The sequence below is a fragment of the Vibrio neonatus genome, assembly GCF_024346975.1.
In the GTDB taxonomy this organism is placed as follows: Bacteria; Pseudomonadota; Gammaproteobacteria; order Enterobacterales; family Vibrionaceae; genus Vibrio; species Vibrio neonatus.
Window position 1 is genome coordinate 624,091 of the sequence record NZ_AP024885.1, and the last position, 21,612, is coordinate 645,702.

Below are 21,612 nucleotides of genomic sequence, written 5' to 3' on the forward strand. Positions count from 1 at the left end.
AATATTACTCAGGCTTATCTTCGATTTGTGCATTATCAACGATAGTAGTTTCACCCAATTGCTTTGGTAAAACAAGGTTTAGGATGATAGCTACGATACCGCAAAGGCTAATACCTTGCAGGCTGAACTCGCCAATACCAAATGCCATACCACCGATACCAAACACTAAAGTCACACCCACAATTACTAGGTTGCGAGAGTTGTGTAGATCAACGCGGTTTTGGATAAGAGTATTTAGACCCACAGTCGCAATTGAACCAAATAGCAACATCATGATGCCGCCCATTACTGGTGTTGGAATGGTTTGTAGAACGCCACCTAATTTACCGACTAGAGCAAGAACAATCGCGGTCAGTGCCGCATAGGTCATGATTTTAGGGTTGTATGATTTAGTCAACATTACCGCACCGGTCACTTCACTATAAGTGGTGTTTGGTGGAGCGCCCATCATACTTGCTGCCATAGTTGCCAGTCCGTCACCCGCCATAGTGCGGTGTAGACCCGGCTTTTTCAGGTAATCTTTACCCGTTACGTTTGAAATAGCTAACATATCACCAACGTGTTCTACCGCAGGAGCAATCGCTACAGGAAGCATGAACAAAATTGCGTTGATATTAAACTCTGGCGCAGTGAAGTTTGGAATCGCAAACCAAGAAGCGGTCGCAACTGGCGTGAAATCGACAATACCCGCAAACAAGCTCAAGATATAACCGACTGCAATACCACCAAAAATAGGCAGCAGCTTCAAAAAGCCTTTTGCGTAAACACTGATAATAATAGTGGTAAACAGAGACGCTAATGAAATCCAAATGGCAATTTGACCGTCGACCAACTGCATAGAACCATCACTGGTTTTACCTAGTGCCATATTCACAGCAACAGGGGCAAGACCCAGACCAATTACCATAATCACAGGCCCTACAACCACAGGAGGAAGAAGCTTATGAATAATAGCAATGCCACGAACACGGATAATAGCGCTTAAAATGATGTATACAAAACCAGCTGCCATTAGGCCGCCCATTGTTGCAGGAACACCCCAAGTTTGAACGCCGTATAAGATTGGTGCAATAAAAGCAAAAGAAGAAGCTAAAAAGATTGGTACCGAACGCTTGGTGACCAGTTGAAAGAGTAGTGTACCAACACCGGCACCAAATAGTGCCACGTTGGCGTCCAGTCCCGTCAGTAACGGTACTAGAACAAGAGCACCAAACGCTACGAACAGCATTTGCATACCCTGCAAGATAGAAGCCATGATTTTTTCTCCATTTTTGGAAATCGACGAATCTTATCATCTAGATTGCGGCTATGGTATTCACTAGATCAATTTTTATTTAATCAATTCGATTCAGTAAGAAAATATTTTTGTAGTTAGCGCTTATTGTCGTTAAAATTAACTGTGTATTTAAACAGTGTTTGGGTGGTGGTGTGTGTCGAAAAATTATCCATATTGATATGGATTGTTTCTTTGCTGCAGTCGAAATGCGAGACTTCCCTGAATATCGAGGGCGTCCGCTAGCCGTTGGTGGCAAAGAGCGGCAGCGAGGTGTATTGAGCACTTGTAACTATGAAGCGCGCCGTTTTGGTGTGCATTCTGCTATGCCTACTGCTCAAGCGCTAAAACTGTGCCCACATTTGTTAGTGGTGCCCGGTCGAATGCACGTCTATAAAGAAGTTTCGATACAAATTAGGCAAATATTTCAACGTTACACGCAAATTATTGAGCCTTTGTCTTTAGATGAAGCCTACCTTGATGTCACTGATAGCCCTTTATGTAATGGTTCCGCCACGTTAATTGCCCAAGCGATTCGTGCTGATATAGAAAGAGAGCTGAACTTAACCGCTTCGGCGGGAATTGCTCCAATAAAATTTTTGGCTAAAGTGGCATCCGATATGAATAAGCCCAATGGGCAATACGTCATAGCGCCGAAGCAAGTACAAGAGTTTATCAATAATATGCCTTTGCAAAAGATCCCAGGTGTGGGCAAGGTGGCGTTGCAAAAACTGCATCGTTCGGGATTGTATCTAGGCGAAGACGTTTGTAAGGCCGATTATAGAGAGTTGTTAATTCGGCATGGAAGGTTAGGGGCGTCGCTTTGGAAACGCTGTCATGGCATTGATAACCGAAGCATTCAGGTTTCAAGAGAAAGAAAGTCTATTGGTGTTGAGCGCACCTTTACCCAAAATATAGTGACGCTAGCACAGTGTTGGGAGGTAATTGAGAGTCGCTTATATCCTGAGATAGAAGGCCGATTTAATAAAGTGGAAGCACTGCGCAGTCGAGGCATCACTAAGCAAGGGATTAAGGTTAAGTTTGCTGACTTTCAAGTAACCACTATAGAAACAGGTTCAGCAGAGTTGAGCTTAGCGGCTTTTTATCCTTTATTAGAAGAAGTGTTGCATCGTCAACAAGGTCGAGAGATTCGACTATTGGGCTTGAATGTTATGTTACAGCCAGAAGAGTCAGCAAAACAATTAAGCCTATTGGATCACTGACTGATTGGCGTTACAGTAATCCCCATATTAGGTTACAAGGAATTTTGAATGTTTAAGCGTCTTACTTATGGTTTGTTAGTGGGTTCTCTGTTAGTGACTTCTGTGTCTCAAGCCCAATCAATAGAGGGCTATCAGGCTTGTAATGTCGACTTGCACAATGAGCTTCATTTAGATGGTCAAGCGGTGCAGATAATTGACGCGAACGGGCATAAAGCCGTTATTGAGCAAAACAAAGGCTTATCCATTAATGGTCAATCCGTAGAACTTAATGCGAAACAGCAACAACTGCTAGAGCATTACCGTCAACAACTGAATGAAAGCATCCCAAAAATAAGAGAAGTCGGTCAGTCTGGTGTGGCGTTAGCCAACGAAGTTTTGGATGATGTATCGGCTAAGTTCAATAATACCGATGCATTTAATAATGTGCGCACATCCATTTCTGACTACTATGCCAAACTTGAGAAGCGTTATTATCATGACGGTGAATGGGTGTTAAAGCCCAATGCATTTAGCAATATGCACGACAATTGGCAGAAAGATTTTGCTGATGCTCGACGGGTATTTAATAGCGAGTTTTTTGCCAGTGCCTTTGTTGTTTTACAGGAAAAATTTGCTTCTGAAGATGGAGTGAATTTTACTGAATTGCAAAAACAATTGGGCGAATTGAAAGTGTCAATTCAGAAAAAACTAAAAGAACATTCGCCAGAAATTACTGAAAAGGCTCAGAATTACTGTGACTCAATGGACAAATTAGCCAAAGACGAAAAGACATTAGTGGAAAGTATTCCGCAATTGAAAAATTATCAATTGTTTGAAATTTAAACAAATGTTGAATGGGGTCAGTAGCTTGCAAAAGTTCACTTTGTTGGCTTAATAAATATCTAACGATTTTATAAGAAAAACGTTTACAAAGGCGCAAACTGCTGTAGCATATAAATCGCTTCGTAAGGCAAAGTTGTTAGACAAAAGTAAGCAAAAGCAAGTTTCAAATTTTATTGTAAAAAGTAAAGTAGTGTTTTCTGTTTTTCCCTTAACTTAATGGCTAGGACTTACGAACGTGTCGCACAAGCGACGTTTAATCAATCTTAAAAAATACTAAGGGACATAACATGTCAAAGACTACTGGTACAGTAAAATGGTTTAACGAAGAAAAAGGTTTCGGTTTCATTTCTCAAGACAACGGCGGTGCTGACGTATTCGTACACTTCCGTGCAATCGTTTCTGACGGCTTCAAAACTCTTGCTGAAGGCCAAAAAGTATCTTTCGAAGTTGAACAAGGTCAAAAAGGCCCTCAAGCTTCTAACGTTACTGTAATCTAAGTAAACCTTTAGATTAAAAGTTTCTAAAAGCCCGCTGTTTTCAGCGGGCTTTTTTCTTGCCTAACGATTAGTCACGAGAGGCTCGTTCTTCTTTTATCCAGCTCAATACGGCATTGATTTTTTGATGCTTTTGCATGCCGTCTGGGCAGAGTAAATAGTATTTATTATTGCTATTTAACGTTGGAAACGGTACCACTAACTCCCCATCTTCAATCATCTTAGCCACAAAGCTCAGCCTGCCAATAGCGACACCTAAAGAGTGTTTTGCCGCTTGGATATTCATCCCTCTTTGGCTAAAGGTATAGGCTTTCTCATACGGGTCGACATCAATATTAAAGTGCTTTAACCAGCGAGACCATGCGTTTGATTCTTGGGCATGGATAAAGTTGATGTTGTATAAGTCTTCATAATTTTGCTTAAACAGACCGTGATTCACGGCGTATTCATGAGTACAAACCGGCACGATTCTTTCATCAAACAAAGGGTGAATATGAGTATCTTTGAGTGAGGGCTTACCGTAGTAAATGGCGATATCAATATTGTTGAGACGTAGATCGATCTGATCTTCCTCAATACGAATGGTCAAATTAAAGCCCGGATACTTCTGTTTGAAGTTTTTTAGGCGCGGAATCAACCAACCACTAGCAAAAGCTGGGGTCGTTGCAATCACTATCTCGCCTTTTAACTCATCTGAAGTGATATCTTCTATTTCATTGTAAATAGAGGATAGAGATTCTGTTAAAGTCTCCCTCAGGCGTTTGCCTTCTTTAGTTAACTCAAGTTTTCGAGGAAGTCGTATGAATAGCTTAAATCCGAGATCGTCTTCCAGACCTCGTATTCTATGGCTGACAGCGCCTTGGGTTAAATTGAGTTCTTCGCCTGCTTTGGTAAAACTTAGATGTTGTGATGCAACCTCAAAAGTATGCAGGTTTCGAAGCAAAAAAGGTTTATTCTTCAATGGCTAACCCCTTTAGCATTAAAATTATTAATTCATTATATGAGTTAATTCGTTTGTTGGGACTTTTTTTTTGCTGTTAAATAAGATTTTAGACACAAATAATTTTAAATATTCATTTTGAGAGGGTGTATGAATGTATTAGGTTACATGCAGAAGGTAGGTAAGGCACTGATGGTTCCAGTTGCTACATTACCAGCTGCTGCAATTTTAATGGGTATCGGTTATTGGCTCGACCCTGTGGGTTGGGGCGCAGATAATGTATTTGCTTCCTTCTTAATTAAATCTGGCGGCGCGATTATCGATAACATGGCACTGCTATTTGCTATCGGTGTTTCATTTGGTTTAAGCCGCGACAAAAATGGTTCAGCAGCACTGGCTGGATTTATCTGTTTTATGGTAGTCACAACACTGCTTTCTCCTGATAGTGTTGCTCAACTTCTACATGTGACTAAAGAAAACGTACCTACTGCCTTTAACAAAATTGGTAACCAATTTGTCGGTATCATTGTGGGTATTATTTCAGCTGAAATTTACAACAAGTATTCCACCGTCGAGTTGCCAAAAGCATTGGCTTTCTTTAGTGGTAAACGCCTAGTTCCTATCCTGACTTCGATTGCAGGTATGGTATTAGCTGCGGTACTACTTTACGTATGGCCTGTAATTTATGATGCACTGATCATCTTCGGTACTAAGCTACAAGCGATGGGCCCTGTCGGTGCTGGCTTATTTGGTTTCTTCAACCGTATCTTACTGACTATTGGCATGCACCATGCTCTATACCCAGTATTTTGGTTTGACGTTGTGGGTATCAATGACATCCCTAACTTCCTAGGTGGCGCACAATCTATTGCTAACGGTACGGCTGTGATTGGTCAAACGGGTATGTATCAAGCGGGCTTCTTCCCAATCATGATGTTTGGTCTTCCTGGTGCGGCTCTGGCGATTTACCACAGTGCAGAATCTAAAAACAAAGCAGCAGTATTCTCTATTATGCTAGCGGCGGCGATGGCTTCTTTCTTCACTGGTATTACTGAACCACTTGAATTTAGCTTCATGTTTGTGGCTCCGCTACTTTACTTGCTACATGCAGTGTTAACCGGTATTTCTCTATTCATTGCAGCAGAAATGCACTGGATGGCAGGTTTTGGTTTCTCAGCAGGTTTAGTGGATTTCGTTCTATCAAGTCAGAACCCACTTGCTGTTAAATGGTACATGCTGATTGTACAAGGCCTTGCTTTCTTTGGTATCTACTATGCAGGTTTCCGTTTCTTCATTCTTAAGTTCAACCTACGCACTCCGGGTCGTGGTGAAGATCTTTCAGAATCAGATGAAGAACAAACCCCAGCTGACGATCTTGGTCTAGCACAGAACTACATTGATGCTGTAGGCGGCGCGGAAAATATTCTAGAAGTTGATAACTGTATTACACGTTTACGTTTAACAGTGGTTGACTCAGGAAAAGCCGATGAAAAACGACTAAAACAGCTTGGAGCGGCAGGCGTTGTTAAAATCGGTAAAGGTGGCTTACAGGTTATTATCGGTATCGGTAAAGTCGACAAAGTTGCTGACAGTGTTAAAAAGTGCTTGAGTAAATAACGCCAATTGCTGCGATTGGTATAAGTACTAACAACTGTTCTAAATTGGAAGGTAGCGTTTTTGGCGCTACCTTTTTTTATGCACTGGATTTTTGTGCACTGAATTTTTATGTGCTGATTATTATGGATCAGCGAAACGCGGGGAATTAACGAAACTGCTTTGCTTCGTCTAGCCAGTCAAACCCTGCACTTGCCAGTTTAGTAATTAAGCTCTCTTTATCAATATCGTAGGTCTTTACTAGCTCATCTAAATTGCCGTTGAAGTCATCACGGAGTTTCATGTTAACTATGCTCATCAGCATGACAGGATCCATAGCCGCAAAATTACTTAGGTTCATTCCCTAGTCCTCAAAGTCAGAAATTAACAGATTAGCGGCGGCAAACGCGGCGCGTTCTCGGGTTTCTTTTGGGAGGTTAGTATCCGCTGCAATGTCATTTAATGTTTTTATGGCGCAGGTGATCGCTTGCGGAATATAGCCTTGATCACCACTACCAATTTGAGCATACAGCTCGCGAATGAGTTCACAACAATCATAGATTTTCATCATCTTCTCCAGAAATGAATAAGGCAGCCGAAGCTGCCTTTATTAGAATTTGCTTCTTCCCCTAACAAGGAGAGCAATAGCGCAAAGGCTTATTTTAGTAGGCCTTGTAGATGAGCAACTATGTTGTCCATTTCTACAGGTACTTTTTCGCCATCGCGACGGTTTTTATATTCAAAGTGGCCGTTGTCCATACTACGATCACCGATAACCACCGTGTGCGGAATACCGATAAGCTCGATATCTTTAAACATAACGCCTGGGCGCTCTTTACGATCATCAAATAGCACTTCGATACCTTGCGCCGTTAAGTCTGCGTAAAGTTTTTCAGCGGCTTCTTTTACTCGCTCAGATTTGTGCATGTTCATTGGCACAATCGCCACTTGGAATGGTGCAATAGCTTCTGGCCAGATGATGCCGTTTTGGTCATGGTTTTGTTCGATAGCCGCTGCTACTACGCGAGTACAGCCAATGCCGTAACAACCCATTTCAACGATAGCACTCTTACCATTTGCATCCAGAACAGTCGCGTTCATAGATTTAGAGTAGTTGTTACCAAGCTGGAAGATATGACCCACTTCGATACCGCGTTTTAGTTGGATAACACCTTTACCACATGGGCTTGGGTCGCCTTCCACTACGTTACGTAAGTCTTCAACTTGAGCAAGCTCAACATCACGTCCCCAGTTGATGCCAAAGTAGTGTTGACCATCTACGTTTGCACCTGCGACAAAGTCGCTCATTACCGCTACGCTACGGTCAACGATGAATGGCAGTTTTAGACCTACTGGACCTAGAGAACCAGGACCTGCACCAATGGCTGCGCGAATTTCTTCTTCGCCGGCCATTTCTAGTGGTTCAGCCACTTGTGGCAGTTTCTCAGCTTTGATTTCGTTGAGTTCGTGATCGCCACGGATAATCAGTGCGATGATCTCAAACTCAGACTCTTCAGAGGCTTTAACGAATAAAGTCTTCACTGTTTTTTCGATTGGCAGTTCAAATTGCTCAACTAACTCAGCGATGGTTTTCGCGTTTGGCGTATCTACCAAAGTCATTTCTTGAGTTGGCGCAGCCAGTTCAGTGGTTGGTGCAATAGCTTCTGCTTTTTCGATGTTAGCCGCAAAATCAGATTCAGTTGAGAAGGCAATTAAATCTTCGCCACTTTCAGCCAGTACATGGAACTCATGTGAAGCGCTACCGCCGATAGAACCTGTGTCAGCCAGTACTGGACGGAAGTCCAATCCCATACGGTTGAAGACATTGCAGTATGCTTGGTGCATTTCTGCGTATGTTTCATCTAGGCTTGCTTGGTCTAAGTGGAAAGAGTAGGCATCTTTCATGATGAACTCACGAGAGCGCATTACACCAAAACGTGGGCGAACTTCGTCACGGAATTTAGTTTGGATCTGGTACAGATTTAGAGGCAGTTGCTTATAAGACTTCACCTCGTTACGAATCATATCCGTGATCACTTCTTCGTGAGTTGGACCTAATACGAATGAACGTTGGTTACGGTCTTTAATACGAAGTAGCTCTGGTCCAAATTTTTCCCAACGTCCTGTTTCTTCCCACAAGTCAGAGGGTTGTACAACGGGCATTAGGGTTTCAACTGACCCTGCATTGTCCATTTCTTCTCGAACAATGTTTTCCACTTTACGCAATACGCGTAAGCCTGTGGGCAACCAAGTGTAAAGGCCTGAGGCCAATTTACGAATCATACCTGCACGAAGCATTAGCTGGTGGCTAACTACTTCTGCGTCGTTAGGCGTTTCTTTCAATGTAGAAACTAGGTATTTACTGGTACGCATTGATGCTTTCCGTTGTAGATTTATAGAGATGTTAGGGAGTTATTTCCCTAAAAATAGCCTCTATAATAACAGTCAATCGCCTTGTGCTAAAGGGGCAATGTTCTGCACTGTAATGCAATTATCAGTAGCGACAAAGCTAACGTTCCATTCAAATAAGCTCACCGCATACGTTTTGGGATCGGGTTTGCCTTTTTTATAAGCAGGTCTGGGATCTTGCGCCAAAATTTCACTCAACGCTTGTCTGCGATAGCGGCCGTCTTGGTGCTGTTGTAAAACCGCTTCTGCCGCAGCAGAAAAGTGTACGTCAACTGGGCTTGGCGCTGAATCGGCGTAGCCTCCAATGGCATCAGGAATGCTATCTGAGTACGGAATATAGGGTTTGATGTCGATAATCGGTGTGCCGTCTACAAGGTCAACATTACCGAGTTTGATGACCGCTTGTCCTTGTTGCAGTTCCACATCGATGAGCTCTACCGCAGACATGCCAATCGCGTTAGGTCTGAATGTTGAGCGACTGGCAAACACACCCACTCGTTCATTTCCCCCCAAGCGAGGTGGTCGCACGGTCGGTTTCCAACCAGAATCTATATTTTGGTCAAATAGAAACAGCAGCCATAAATGTGAAAATTGCTTTAACTCACGCACTGAGGCTTCGGTATTGGCTTCTCCGACAAGATGCAGCTCAGTGGTTACTGTTGGCGCAAGGTTTGGCTGTCTAGGAATCGCAAATTTCTCTTTATATGGGGTATGTATGGTGCCGATAGGCGAAATAGTGTGCATTGTTATTCATTCCTAGTCTAAATTTTATGCGCCAACAATGGCTTCTTTTGAGCGTTATTTTCCGCACAAGCACTGAGCTAGCACGACGTTCATCTCTCGCAATGTAAGCTCTGCATCACTTTATTACAAACATATACTTTAAATGCTTCGTTAGTTTGTAACTGAATATAAATGGAGCTTACTCGTTAATTATTAAAGTTTTTTTGGCAATTAATCCCTTTGGATATTGTGATAAAAGCCACTGTTTAGTGGCTTAATGTAACTTGTCATAACTGCGTCATCTTTTCAATTTATAGCCACTCATGTATGTTTCCGCCTCCTTTTTGTCGCGTTCTAGGAGTAACGCGTCATACGCTGCGTATAACAATATAAAGCAGCGCTTGAGAGCAAAAAGGGATATAAAAATAATTAAAGGAGAACTCAGGTGAATACATCTGCTTCACAGACACAACAACCGCCAAAAAAGCCGTTGTTTACCCGTTTTTTAGATACCGTTGAATACCTAGGAAACTTACTACCACACCCAATCACTTTATTTGCTCTTTTTTGTGTGGGTATTTTAGTCCTATCGGGCATTGCTGGATATTTTGATGTCTCGGTTATTGACCCTCGCCCAGAAGGGGCGGCAGGTCGTAGCGCTGATGGCATTATCGAAGTGGTTAGCCTGCTTAATGGTGAAGGGCTGCGCTTGATTGTGACTAACCTTGTCACTAACTTTACTGGGTTTGCCCCACTAGGTACCGTGTTGGTGGCAATGCTCGGTGTTGCTATTGCTGAGCACTCTGGCATGTTATCTGCGGCAATGCGTGGCTTGGTGATGAACGCATCACAGCGCATGGTGACCGTGACGGTTGTTTTTGCTGGTATCATCTCAAATACCGCCTCTGAGTTGGGCTATGTAGTATTAATCCCACTTGCGGCTATGCTCTTTCACTCTTTAGGTCGTCACCCATTAGCCGGACTAGCCGCTGCATTTGCTGGTGTCTCTGGCGGTTATTCTGCCAATCTGCTGATCGGTACGGTTGATCCACTGCTGTCGGGGATTACCGAAACAGCGGCGCAGATGATTGATCCTAACTATTCGGTAGGCCCTGAATCAAACTGGTACTTTATGTTTGTTTCAACCTTCTTCATCTCGATCACTGGTGCATTTGTGACTGAGAAAATTGTTGAGCCTAAATTGGGCAAATACAACGATGAAGAAGCATCAGAAGATCTCTCCAATGACAGCATGGGCGCACTAAAGCCAGAAGAGAAGCGCGGTCTTAAATTTGCCGCTGTTGCTGTACTTGCCGTTAGTGGTTTGATAGCGCTGACCGTAGTACCTGAATGGGGCGCACTGCGTCACCCTGAGACAGGCCTTGTGGCAGGCTCTCCATTTTTAAAGAGCATTGTGGCATTTATCTTTGTGTTCTTTGCCATCCCAGGTTTCGTGTATGGGCGCGTAGTGGGCACCATGAAAAACGATCGTGACGTGATTGATGCGATGGCGAAGTCGATGTCGTCGATGGGGCTGTATATCGTACTGGTGTTCTTTGCCGCGCAATTTGTCGCCTTCTTTAAGTGGACCAATTTCGGACAAGTATTTGCCGTTGCTGGCGCGGACTTTTTACAAACCATTGGCTTAACAGGCCCAATGCTGTTCTTTGCGTTCATTTTGATGTGCGGCTTTATTAACTTAATGATTGGCTCAGCATCGGCGCAATGGGCGGTGACCGCACCTATTTTTGTACCTATGTTAATGCTAGTTGGCTACGCCCCAGAAACGATTCAAGCAGCGTATCGTATAGGTGATTCCACAACGAACATCATTACGCCTATGATGAGTTACTTTGGCTTAATATTGGCTGTGGCGACGCGCTATATGAAAAACTTAGGGATAGGCACTTTGATATCGACCATGTTGCCGTATTCGATTTGCTTCTTGTTTGGCTGGTCTATTTTATTCTACGTGTGGGTATTTGTATTTGGCCTACCGGTAGGGCCGGGAGCTGCCACTTTCTACACGCCTTAGGGTAGAGAGCGTCGAGATATTTAAACAGAAAGTCTAAACGAAAAAATGGTCAGCGATAGCTGACCATTTTCTTCTGGAGTTTAGCAACGAGCAACTACCAACATTCCTTATTGATTCCTTGTCGCAGCATTGCCCTAATAGATTATCCTATCTCGTATTCGGTGTGTTCCTTGCAAGATTAGATTTATCAATATCTATTAAATTTAGTGCGTAAGCGTTTGGTTTTATAAGTGTTTATCTATATTTAATTAACGGTAACGGTTAGGGCTAAAACGAAAAAAGCGCCATTCAAAGAATGGCGCTTAAAAGGGGAGGCTTAAAGTAATTCTATTATTTCAAGAAAGATCTTATTTCAAGAAAAGGTATTACTTTAAAAAAGGTCTTACCAACCTTTAACTAGGCCACCTTTAAAGATTTCGTCAGCAGCTTTGTAAACTTCGTCAGTTTGGTACGCTTTAACGAAGTTTTTAACGTTTTCATCATTTACGTTTTCTTCACGAGCAACGATAAGGTTTACGTATGGAGATTCTTTGCTTTCTACAAAGATGCCGTCACGTTGTGGAGTAAGGTCGATAGAGCTTGCGAATGTGTTGTTGATGATAGCAAGAGTCATATCGTCTAGAGAACGAGTTAGCTGCGCCGCTTCTAGCTCAACAATTTCGATTTTCTTAGGGTTTGCTGTGATATCACGAACTGTTGCTAGCAGACCTGCGCCTTCACGTAGCTCAATAATGCCTTGTTTTTGTAGAAGAAGAAGTGAACGACCTAGGTTAGTTGGATCGTTTGGTACTGCGATGCGATCGCCTTCTTTCAACTCATCAATAGATTTGATTTTTTTAGAGTAACCCGCGATTGGGTAAACAAATGTAGTACCAGCAATAGCTAGTTTGTAACCACGATCAGCAATTTGTTGGTCTAGGTATGGTTTGTGTTGGAATGCATTGATATCAACAGAACCATCATCAAGAGCAGCGTTTGGTGTAACGTAATCTGTGAAAGTTACTAGTTCAACATCTAGGCCGTATTTTTCTTTCGCTACTTTAGCTGCAATCTCAGCAACTTGTGCTTCAGCACCAGCCATAACACCTAATTTGATTTTGTTGCTGTCTTGTTCTTTATCACCACAGCCTGCAAGGATTAGCGCTGAAGCCGCTACTGCAACCGTGAAAATTTGCTTTAGATTAAATTTCATGAGTTTCTCCGTGTAATATTTCGTTTCTTATCTGTGGTCAACTTTACTAACCAGTGCGTCACCCACAGATTGAATGATTTGCACTAATATAATGAGCATAACAATAGTCACAGCCATGATGATGATATCGTAGCGGTAGAAACCGTAACGAATGGCAACATCACCTAGACCGCCACCGCCAACAGTGCCTGCCATTGCCGAGTAGCTAACCAAGGTAACTAACGTAATGGTGACAGAGTTAATGATGGTTGGTAGCGCTTCTGGAAGCAGTACCTTAGTAATAATTTGCAGTGGCGTAGCGCCCATAGATTGCGCCGCTTCTACCAGCCCACTTGGAACTTCTAACAGTGCGCCTTCAATTAAGCGTGCCACAAATGGGATTGCGCCAATGGTCAAAGGAACGATAGCCGCTGTGGTACCGATAAAAGTACCGATTAGTAGTTTCGTTAATGGGATTATAGCTACCATCAATACAATAAATGGAACACTTCGACCAATATTGATGATTGCGCCTAATACAGAGTTAAGGCGCGGGCTTTCTAATAGACCACCACGTTTGGTGGTGTGCAGAATAACCCCTAGCGGGATGCCAACTAAAAAGCCAACAATGCCTGAAAACGCCACCATATAAAGTGTTTGCCATGTTGCCTTGAGCAAAAGGCTGTTATTTGCGCTGAACCAGTCAGCAAATACATCATAAGACATAGCCTAGAACCTCGACTTTAATTTTTTGTTCTTGAAGATAGTTAATCGCCGCATCGTAGGACTCTTCATCGCCATACACTTCTGCGACCATCATGCCGAACTTAACGCCGCCAGCATAATCAAGATCTGAACTTAGAATAGAAATATCAATATTGAATTTACGTGCAATTTGGCTGATAACCGGCGCATTCACACTGGCACCGGTAAACTCTAAGCGAACTAAAGCGTAGCTTCCTTCGCAGCGCTCTTTTTGCAGGCGTAACTCATAATCTTCTGGAATAGAGAGATCTAAAGTGGAGCGTATAAATTGGTGAGCCAGTTCTGTTTTAGGGTGCGCAAAAATAGTGCCCACAGTGCCTTTTTCGACCAGTTCGCCACCACCAATAATTGCCACTTCGTGACAGATGTTTTTCACCACATCCATTTCGTGGGTGATGATTAAAATGGTAATCCCCAGTTGACGGTTGATGGTTTTTAATAGCGCAAGGATAGATTGCGTAGTCGCAGGATCAAGTGCGCTGGTGGCTTCATCACAAAGCAACACTTTAGGGTCACTGGAAAGCGCTCTCGCTATCGCCACACGTTGTTTTTGACCGCCACTTAGGTTGGCAGGGTAGGTATTACGTTTGTCAGCCAGTCCGACAAGACCTAATAGCTCAACCACTTTGTTTTCGATGTATTGTTTGTCTTTACCCGCAAGCTCTAACGGCAATGCGATGTTTTCAAACACAGTACGAGAAGAAAGCAAATTAAAGTGTTGAAAAATCATACCTATGTTGCGGCGTGCTTCTGACAATTCTTTTTTAGATAACTTAGTCAGATCGATACCATCAACGATAACTTCGCCACTGGTCGGTGCTTCAAGCATGTTTACACAACGAATTAGAGTACTTTTACCAGCACCAGACGAACCAATAACACCAAAGATATTGCCTTTGGCAATGGTCAAATTGATATCTTTCAAGGCATTGATTGCGGTTTTGCCTTGGTAGAATACCTTGTTAACTTGCTTAATCTCTATCATCAAAAAGCCTGCTTGATTAGGGAGAGGATCTAAAATCTTTCAGAGATGCTAGATAGTTCACAGAATGAAGTCAATAGATATTTTTACGTCTAGACGTCTAAAGCTGAAAACGTAGGTGCGAGTGACCCCAAAGCGTGCGATAATTATCCCCATATCAAGCAAACAATGCAGAGTAATTTACCGTGTCTAAACCCGCTGTTTTTTTGGATCGTGATGGTGTCATTAATGTCGATCATGGTTATGTCCATGATGAGCATGATTTTGAATATATCCCTGGAGTTTTTGAAGCGACAGAACAGCTACAAAAAATGGGTTATATGTTAGTGCTAGTGACCAATCAATCGGGCATTGCACGCGGTAAGTTCACCGAAGAGCGATTTGAATCGTTAACGCAGTGGATGGATTGGAATTTCTCTGATCATGGTGTGGAGTTTGATGGTATCTATTATTGCCCGCACCATCCTGAGCACGGTATCGGTGAATACAAACAAGATTGTGACTGTCGCAAACCTAAGCCAGGTATGTTTATTTCGGCGCGAGATTTTCTGAAAATTGATATGGAAAATTCGGTTATGGTTGGTGATAAAGCTGAAGATCTTATGGCTGCAGAAGCTGCGGGTGTTAAAACTAAGATTTTAGTGCGTACGGGTAAGCCAGTTACTGACAAAGGTGAAGCCATTGCCTCGGTTGTACTCGATAGTATTAAAGATGTACCAGCCTATTTAGCACAACAGTAGGACGACTTAGTCATTAAGTCGCTTAGCTTTGTAAGTTAAATGATTGTTCAGGCTTTGATTATGTCAAAGCCTGTTTTGTATGTGCTTATATCTGACTACAGGTGTACATCTTTCGCTGAGCGGTGAGTACTTACCGTGAACAATACTATTGATAATGAACGGTATAGCGAGTGGGCTTATGGTTCATCCATAAAATCATATTGATAAAGACGGCGGCAACAATCGACCAAGCAATGAGCGTTAACGGAATAAAATACAGTGAGCAGATAAGAATAGTGACATCAAACAATAACTGACTCTTTCCAACCGACACGCCAAATTTATCCTGAATGACTAGGCACAATACGTTTGATCCCCCCAAACTCGCTCGATGACGAAATAGCACTAATAAGCCGAGCCCAATACAGGTCCCGCCCGCAATAGCCGCAAAAATTGGGGATAGAAATTCAAACTTCACTAAGTGATGTAGGTTATCGGCCATTATTGAGACCAAAGAAACACATATGACACTATTAATGGTGAAGCGTTTGCCTAATCGAAACCAAGCTAGAAAATAAAAAGGGATATTGACCAAAAAGTACATGGTACCGAAGCTGAGGTCGATAAACTGGGTAAACAGTAAGCCTAACCCTGCTGTACCTCCCACGATCATTGATGATGACTTTAAAAAAAAGATCCCAATGGCAACCAACAAGGTGCCGGTAAAGATAGCTGCGCAATCTTCAAGAAAACTGTGTTTATTCATTGGAGTTAACCTCACAAAACCAGTCGCGAATAGTATAGGAAAAGTGCGCTTTATCGAATTGTTTCGGCAAAATTGTCGTTAACATCGTGTAATTTTTGATTTACACGGTGTAAAGTTGAAGGCCTCAAATAAAATATTCCCATATTAGACCTTTATTCTGTAGGAAAATTAGGTAAATATACCTATAAGAAACAGGGACAAAAAGAATTTGTGATACAAATTTATTTCGGTAAAATGCCGCCAATGCCGTGACGAAAACGTTTGCGTTTAGTCATTGTATGGCTTTTTTAGCTATTTACAGTTTAATCTGAGTCAGGAGATACAGATGCTAAAGCGTGATATGAACATCGCTGATTACGATGCGGATCTATTTGCCGCTATTCAAGAAGAGACAGTGCGCCAAGAAGAGCACATTGAGCTTATCGCTTCAGAAAACTATACAAGCCCACGGGTAATGGAAGCACAGGGTTCACAGTTAACTAACAAATACGCCGAAGGTTATCCGGGCAAGCGTTACTACGGTGGCTGTGAGTATGTTGATAAAGTTGAAACTTTAGCTATCGAACGTGCGTGTGAATTGTTTGGTGCAGATTACGCGAACGTTCAGCCACACTCTGGCTCACAAGCCAACAATGCTGTTTACATGGCGTTGCTAAATGCAGGTGATACTGTTCTAGGTATGAGCCTTGCACACGGCGGTCACTTAACTCACGGTTCTCCAGTTAACTTCTCTGGCAAGCTATACAACATCATCCCTTACGGTATTGATGAGAATGGTCAAATTGACTACGAAGAAATGGAAGCACTGGCTGTTGAACACAAGCCTAAGATGATCATCGGTGGCTTCTCTGCTTACTCACAAGTGTGTGATTGGGCGCGTATGCGTGAAATCGCTGACAAAGTGGACGCGTACTTCTTCGTTGATATGGCGCACGTTGCAGGTCTTATTGCAGCAGGTGTTTACCCTAACCCAGTTCCACATGCGCACGTTGTAACAACTACAACGCATAAAACTTTAGCTGGCCCTCGTGGTGGTTTAATCCTTTCTAACGAAGGTGAAGCGCTGTACAAGAAACTGAATTCAGCGGTATTCCCTGGCGGTCAAGGTGGCCCTCTAATGCACGTTATCGCGGGTAAAGCGGTAGCCTTTAAAGAAGCATTAGAGCCAGAATTTAAAGATTACCAAGCTCGCGTTGTTGCTAACGCAAAAGCAATGGTTGCTGAGTTCTTAGCGCGTGGATACAACATTGTATCTGGCTCTACTGAGAACCACTTGTTCCTTGTTGATCTTATTGATAAAGACATCACAGGTAAAGAAGCCGACGCCGCTCTAGGCTCTGCGAACATTACAGTGAACAAAAACTCTGTACCAAATGATCCTCGCAGCCCATTTGTAACATCGGGTATTCGTGTAGGTTCACCTTCAATCACTCGCCGCGGCTTCACTGAAGAAGACGCGAAAAACCTTGCGGGCTGGATGTGTGACATCCTAGACAACCTAGGTGATGAGTCAGTTATTGAAGCAACTAAAGCGAAAGTACTAGAGATTTGTAAGCGTAAACCTGTTTACGCATAACAGACAAAACGATAGTGAAAACGAAAGCGAGCCTTTGACGGTTCGCTTTTTTATTGCGAGCAAAATAACGACTTAGCTTTCTAGGTAGATCATAAACAAGCGCGCATCGAGCTCAAGTTGGTGATAGTTCGGTTCCATATGACAGCACAAAGCGTAAAACGCTTTGTTGTGCTCTTTTTCTTTGAGGTGCGCCAGTTCGTGCACGATCAACATACGCAATAAAGGCTCAGGCGCATTTTTAAATACGCTAGCAATACGAATTTCGTTCTTAGATTTTACTTTACTGCCTTGTACCCGTTGTACATAAGAGTGCAAACCCAGCGCATTGTTGATGAGATGAATTTTGTTGTCATAGATAACTTTACTCAGCGGCGCTGTTTTCTTTAAAAAACGGTTTTTAATCTGCATGGTGTACTCAAACAGGGCTTTTTCATGTTTGATACTATGTTGGGTAGGGTAGCGCTGCTCAAACCATTTTTTGAGATTGCCTGACTCGATTAGTTGGCTAACAGGCGTCACTATATGTTCGGGATAACCTTGAACATATCGAAGTAAAGGGTTCATCGTATTCCAATTAAAAGGCTAGAAGTGCTTTATTTTACCTGATTTTGTTACATGGCAAATAAAAAACGTATCCACTTCATACAAGGTATTGCGCTTTTGTGGTGCTTTAACCGAGTAATTGCGCTCAAAACGCCTTAATGTATAGTCATCAGACTCATTGAGGCGTTGCTTTCTCGGACGGATATTTGTTCTAAGTCCCACTCTTCGGTACAGCTTTCTAACACGTTATTGGATAGAAACGTTTTAGGTGTGCTGCTCTAAACCATTTCGTTCTGATTAGAAAAAGTATCTTGAAAGCTTAAACGTTTGTTAGGTGTTTTTAGCGGTACTCTTGTTTCAATCTAGCCACTCTGTTTATCTTAGATAAGAGCGATACATTACGTTCACTTTGATCATTTTTCTGAGTTTTGTCTTCAATGAACTCGGAAAACTCTTTCACAGCAGGAAATTTATCAATAGCCTTTTGCGTACCAGCCTTAATCAGCTTTGAGCCAGTGGCAAAAAATGGAACCACTAGCCCCATTGCATCTTCTCCTAGATCTAATGCATGCTTAGATACATCTTTACTAGACAAAGCCCTAGAAACTTCAGAGTTATAATGCGAAATGCGCTCACTACGCTCCTCAGTATTGAGGCCATGCAACTCGGAGAATAATGAGTTCATTCCTGAGCGTATAACTGAGCTTGAAATTTCACGTTCAAATTCAGTTACAGGAATATAACTATTGATATCAAAGCTGGAAATAAGATCAATTGTACGATTATTCGACTTCCAAGGTGGAATACCAGTAGAAGAAGTAAGCTCAGGTATACTGTCTATAGTTGCTGATTTATAGAAGTTAAGCATTGCCCCCATAGTTGCAACAAACGGGTGATCGGTATATTTACTATCATTGGTAAAGAAAGGGAAATATGTAGAATCCAAAGCATGCGCCAAATGGATCTGGTCACTACTAGCCATAAATTCAAATGCAATCTTATCATTGCCCATCTCTTTAAAAATACCCGAAATAGGGTTATTTACCCCATAAGAAGCAATTCCTTTCACACCAGCTTGATGAAGAGTCGAAAAACTATTCCTCAATGCAAATTTTGGCCATAACATTAGTTTGGACAATAAAGTTTGGTTTATCCCTGTAAGGGCAGAAAGTTCCTTAATAAACCTAGTAAGGTTTAATTCTGAAGCTGCGTGATTAATTATATATGATTGATTCATAGATACTAAATCGATAGCATTCAATGCAGCTAGTGCTCGCCTACTTACAACCGAACTTGGGCAAGTTTGATATGCCTCATTTAAAAAGCCATAGTCCAACCTAGACTCAGGCTGCGTATTAACAATTTTCAGTCTACCGCGCTGTATTAACTGTAAAAGCTCGTCTCGAGAAATCATTTGTTCAGTAAGAAAGTCTGACATTCGCTCCTGCAACGGTAGCTCGCAATAAACAATATCGTACAACAATAGATGATTTCTAAGGTTGGCATTTTGAAAGAGACTGTCCTAAATTCTGTGTAATTGCCTAAACTAAGCCTTAAAGGCTAAGGATAGGCAATATGAATAAGAAAGAACTTGAAGCTTTCGCTAAGGAAGCTGCTAAAGGAATTAAAACTCCTGAAGACTTAACTGAGTTCAGCCAAATGCTGAAGAAAATAACGGTTGAGGCTGCTCTCAATGCAGAGATGGATGCGCACCTTGGCTACGAAAAACATAAGCCCTCTAAGTCTAATAATTACCGCAATGGCAAGAGCAGTAAACGCGTAAAAACCGAAGATGGAGAGTTTGAACTTGATACTCCTCGGGATCGCCTTGGCTCGTTTGAACCTAAACTGGTCAAAAAACACCAATCACGATTTACCTCTATGGATGACAAAATCTTGTGGCTCTATGCCCAAGGAATGAGTACTCGCGATATCGTCAATGCTTTCGATGAATGGTATGGCGCAGATATATCACCTAGCCTCGTATCACGAGTGACAAATGCGGTAATAGAAGAAATAGTTGAGTGGCAATCTAGGCCACTTGACGCCATTTATCCCATCGTTTATCTCGATTGTATTGTGGTCAAGATCCGCCAAGACAAACGTATTATCAATAAGTCGGTCTTCCTCGCTCTAGGTATTAACACTGATGGTCAGAAAGAACTCATGGGCATGTGGATAGCAGAAAACGAGGGCGCTAAATTTTGGTTGAGTGTTTTAACTGAGCTCAATCAACGTGGTGTTGAAGACATTCTTATTGCTTGTGTGGATGGATTAAAGGGGTTTCCCGATGCCATCAACACGGTTTTCCCCCAAACGCATATTCAGCTGTGTATCGTCCATATGGTACGAAACTCATTAAAGTATGTGTCATGGAAAGATTATAAGGCCGTCACAGCTGACCTAAAGCGTGTGTATCGCTCAGCTACAGAAGATGAGGCTTTACTTGAGCTAGAGCGCTTTGGCGAAGCCTGGGATAGTCAATATCCACAAATCTCCAAGTCCTGGCGCAATCATTGGCAGAACCTCAACACGCTGTTCAACTACCCTGAAGATATTCGTAGAGCTATCTACACAACTAATGCTATTGAATCTCTCAACAGCGTGATACGTAAAGCACTAAAAAAACGAAAGATCTTCCCAAACGATGAGGCTGCAACAAAAATGGTATACCTAGCGATCAAAGACGCCAGCAAGAAATGGACGATGCCCATTCAAAACTGGCGTCAGGCTATGAGTCGGTTTATTATCGAGTTCGAGGAACGTCTCGAAAAGCACATTAACTAAATGGCAATTACACAGAATCTGTTACAGCCTCTTTTGAAACAATGAAAAGTTAACTAAGCAACTTGTTTTATTACTATCGTAAAAATACAAATCGTCTTTCTTAAAACTCCCATCATAGAATGCTTCAACATTTTTAAACCATAGATTTTCATCTCTTTCTAGAAAATCACAGTTCAAATGAGCTTGTGAGCGAGATGAGGTAATAGAAAAAACCTCATTTTCTGGAGTGATTTCTAGAGGGGCATTCCCTCCACCTACAACAAGAAACTTAAATGGATACCCCAATTTTTCTAAATGAGCTTCAAGCTCATTTATTTTCTCAGAAGACGCATTACCTTTTAGTGTAATCGTAGTTGTTTGTTCATTGTGATCGGTATCGATTCCCGTAACGACATAGCTTTTACTCAAACAAGATATATGATTATATATGTCGAAACGTGTTAAAGGAAAACCCTCAAAATTACTTGGAATTTGGCTATCCGATATTTGTTTTAGCTCATATTCAAACTGCTGAGGAACTAATTGTTCAAGAAGCACAGGAGCTGTTATATAACGAATTGACTGATCAAACTCTTTAGACAGCTCTTCAAAGTTGTCTACTTCATCAGTTAAAACGATGGAATAACGGTATGTATCCACTTTAAATATTCGCGTATTGATATTTGGATACTTTGCGCGAAAATGTAAATCGATTCTTCGACACCAGCTATCATGTTGTACTAACACGTAAATCTCCCATATGTTTCCATCGACACCTAACATTCTTAATAACAGGTCCGCTCGTTTTGCCG

Annotated in this window: 21 protein-coding genes; 8 read left to right on the plus strand and 13 right to left on the minus strand. The window is 42.1% G+C overall.

What is annotated here, in order from left to right; translation table 11 throughout:
* Positions 1-4: 4 nt before the first annotated feature.
* A complete protein-coding gene (locus OCU38_RS02960) occupies positions 5-1,255 on the minus strand; it encodes a uracil-xanthine permease family protein (RefSeq protein ID WP_261823692.1) in 1,251 nt (416 codons plus the stop codon).
* 173 nt (positions 1,256-1,428) lie between these two features.
* Here OCU38_RS02960 and dinB point away from each other — a divergent pair, with 173 nt between their 5' ends.
* The 3 genes from dinB to cspE all read left to right on the plus strand — a co-directional run bounded on the left by dinB (position 1,429) and on the right by cspE (position 3,815).
* Positions 1,429-2,496 (plus strand): DNA polymerase IV, encoded by a 1,068-nt coding sequence (gene dinB / locus OCU38_RS02965; RefSeq protein ID WP_261823693.1) that lies wholly within the window; start codon positions 1,429-1,431, stop codon positions 2,494-2,496.
* Between the two features lie 48 nt (positions 2,497-2,544).
* Positions 2,545-3,318 (plus strand): YggN family protein, encoded by a 774-nt coding sequence (locus OCU38_RS02970; RefSeq protein ID WP_261823694.1) that lies wholly within the window; start codon positions 2,545-2,547, stop codon positions 3,316-3,318.
* A gap of 287 nt (positions 3,319-3,605) precedes the next feature.
* Positions 3,606-3,815 (plus strand): transcription antiterminator/RNA stability regulator CspE, encoded by a 210-nt coding sequence (cspE, locus tag OCU38_RS02975; protein ID WP_021714757.1) that lies wholly within the window; start codon positions 3,606-3,608, stop codon positions 3,813-3,815.
* Positions 3,816-3,882: 67 nt separating this feature from the next.
* Here cspE and OCU38_RS02980 read toward each other — a convergent pair whose 3' ends face one another.
* A complete protein-coding gene (locus OCU38_RS02980) occupies positions 3,883-4,773 on the minus strand; it encodes a LysR substrate-binding domain-containing protein (protein WP_152821546.1) in 891 nt (296 codons plus the stop codon).
* A 129-nt stretch (positions 4,774-4,902) separates the two neighbouring features.
* Between OCU38_RS02980 and nagE the strand changes: the two genes are divergently transcribed.
* A complete protein-coding gene (gene nagE / locus OCU38_RS02985; protein WP_152821549.1) occupies positions 4,903-6,369 on the plus strand; it encodes an N-acetylglucosamine-specific PTS transporter subunit IIBC in 1,467 nt (488 codons plus the stop codon).
* Between the two features lie 145 nt (positions 6,370-6,514).
* Here the strand turns inward: nagE and OCU38_RS02990 are convergent, their stop codons facing one another.
* From OCU38_RS02990 to tsaA, 4 genes are all read right to left on the minus strand, one after another.
* Positions 6,515-6,706 (minus strand): DUF4250 domain-containing protein, encoded by a 192-nt coding sequence (locus OCU38_RS02990; RefSeq protein ID WP_261823695.1) that lies wholly within the window; start codon positions 6,704-6,706, stop codon positions 6,515-6,517.
* 3 nt (positions 6,707-6,709) lie between these two features.
* Positions 6,710-6,913, minus strand: a complete 204-nt coding sequence (locus OCU38_RS02995) for a YaeP family protein (RefSeq protein WP_021714761.1) — start codon at positions 6,911-6,913, stop codon at positions 6,710-6,712.
* 89 nt (positions 6,914-7,002) lie between these two features.
* On the minus strand, positions 7,003-8,718 hold the full coding sequence (locus OCU38_RS03000; protein ID WP_261823696.1) for a proline--tRNA ligase: 1,716 nt from the start codon (positions 8,716-8,718) through the stop codon (positions 7,003-7,005).
* A 72-nt stretch (positions 8,719-8,790) separates the two neighbouring features.
* On the minus strand, positions 8,791-9,498 hold the full coding sequence (gene tsaA, locus OCU38_RS03005; RefSeq protein ID WP_261823697.1) for a tRNA (N6-threonylcarbamoyladenosine(37)-N6)-methyltransferase TrmO: 708 nt from the start codon (positions 9,496-9,498) through the stop codon (positions 8,791-8,793).
* A gap of 424 nt (positions 9,499-9,922) precedes the next feature.
* Between tsaA and OCU38_RS03010 the strand changes: the two genes are divergently transcribed.
* The gene (locus OCU38_RS03010) at positions 9,923-11,512 is read left to right on the plus strand and encodes an AbgT family transporter (RefSeq protein WP_261823698.1); all 1,590 of its coding nucleotides are present in this window, start codon (positions 9,923-9,925) and stop codon (positions 11,510-11,512) included.
* A gap of 382 nt (positions 11,513-11,894) precedes the next feature.
* Here OCU38_RS03010 and OCU38_RS03015 read toward each other — a convergent pair whose 3' ends face one another.
* From OCU38_RS03015 to metN, 3 genes are read right to left on the minus strand one after another with little or no spacing between them, the layout of a single operon-like run.
* A complete protein-coding gene (locus OCU38_RS03015) occupies positions 11,895-12,704 on the minus strand; it encodes a MetQ/NlpA family lipoprotein (protein WP_152821557.1) in 810 nt (269 codons plus the stop codon).
* Between the two features lie 27 nt (positions 12,705-12,731).
* The gene (locus tag OCU38_RS03020) at positions 12,732-13,409 is read right to left on the minus strand and encodes a methionine ABC transporter permease (RefSeq protein ID WP_021714767.1); all 678 of its coding nucleotides are present in this window, start codon (positions 13,407-13,409) and stop codon (positions 12,732-12,734) included.
* Positions 13,399-14,433 carry a methionine ABC transporter ATP-binding protein MetN gene (gene metN, locus OCU38_RS03025; RefSeq protein WP_152821559.1) on the minus strand — a complete coding sequence of 345 codons (1,035 nt, stop codon included), beginning with the start codon at positions 14,431-14,433 and terminating at the stop codon, positions 13,399-13,401. The genes OCU38_RS03020 and metN overlap by 11 nt, the downstream gene beginning before the upstream one ends.
* A gap of 182 nt (positions 14,434-14,615) precedes the next feature.
* Here metN and gmhB point away from each other — a divergent pair, with 182 nt between their 5' ends.
* The gene (gene gmhB, locus OCU38_RS03030) at positions 14,616-15,170 is read left to right on the plus strand and encodes a D-glycero-beta-D-manno-heptose 1,7-bisphosphate 7-phosphatase (protein WP_261823699.1); all 555 of its coding nucleotides are present in this window, start codon (positions 14,616-14,618) and stop codon (positions 15,168-15,170) included.
* Positions 15,171-15,315: 145 nt separating this feature from the next.
* Here gmhB and OCU38_RS03035 read toward each other — a convergent pair whose 3' ends face one another.
* A complete protein-coding gene (locus OCU38_RS03035) occupies positions 15,316-15,915 on the minus strand; it encodes a YitT family protein (protein WP_261823700.1) in 600 nt (199 codons plus the stop codon).
* Positions 15,916-16,240: 325 nt separating this feature from the next.
* On the opposite strand from OCU38_RS03035, the gene glyA reads away from it, so the two are divergent.
* Complete coding sequence (glyA, locus tag OCU38_RS03040) at positions 16,241-17,491, plus strand: serine hydroxymethyltransferase (RefSeq protein ID WP_023405375.1); 1,251 nt, start codon at positions 16,241-16,243, stop codon at positions 17,489-17,491.
* A gap of 72 nt (positions 17,492-17,563) precedes the next feature.
* Here glyA and OCU38_RS03045 read toward each other — a convergent pair whose 3' ends face one another.
* The gene (locus tag OCU38_RS03045) at positions 17,564-18,055 is read right to left on the minus strand and encodes a M48 metallopeptidase family protein (RefSeq protein ID WP_023405376.1); all 492 of its coding nucleotides are present in this window, start codon (positions 18,053-18,055) and stop codon (positions 17,564-17,566) included.
* 319 nt (positions 18,056-18,374) lie between these two features.
* Entirely contained in the window at positions 18,375-19,472 is a 1,098-nt protein-coding gene (locus OCU38_RS03050; protein ID WP_261823701.1) for a hypothetical protein, read from the minus strand.
* A gap of 137 nt (positions 19,473-19,609) precedes the next feature.
* Here OCU38_RS03050 and OCU38_RS03055 point away from each other — a divergent pair, with 137 nt between their 5' ends.
* Entirely contained in the window at positions 19,610-20,821 is a 1,212-nt protein-coding gene (locus OCU38_RS03055; RefSeq protein WP_261822543.1) for an IS256 family transposase, read from the plus strand.
* 21 nt (positions 20,822-20,842) lie between these two features.
* Here OCU38_RS03055 and OCU38_RS03060 read toward each other — a convergent pair whose 3' ends face one another.
* Entirely contained in the window at positions 20,843-21,547 is a 705-nt protein-coding gene (locus OCU38_RS03060; RefSeq protein ID WP_261823702.1) for a hypothetical protein, read from the minus strand.
* Between the last annotated feature and the right edge of the window lie 65 nt (positions 21,548-21,612).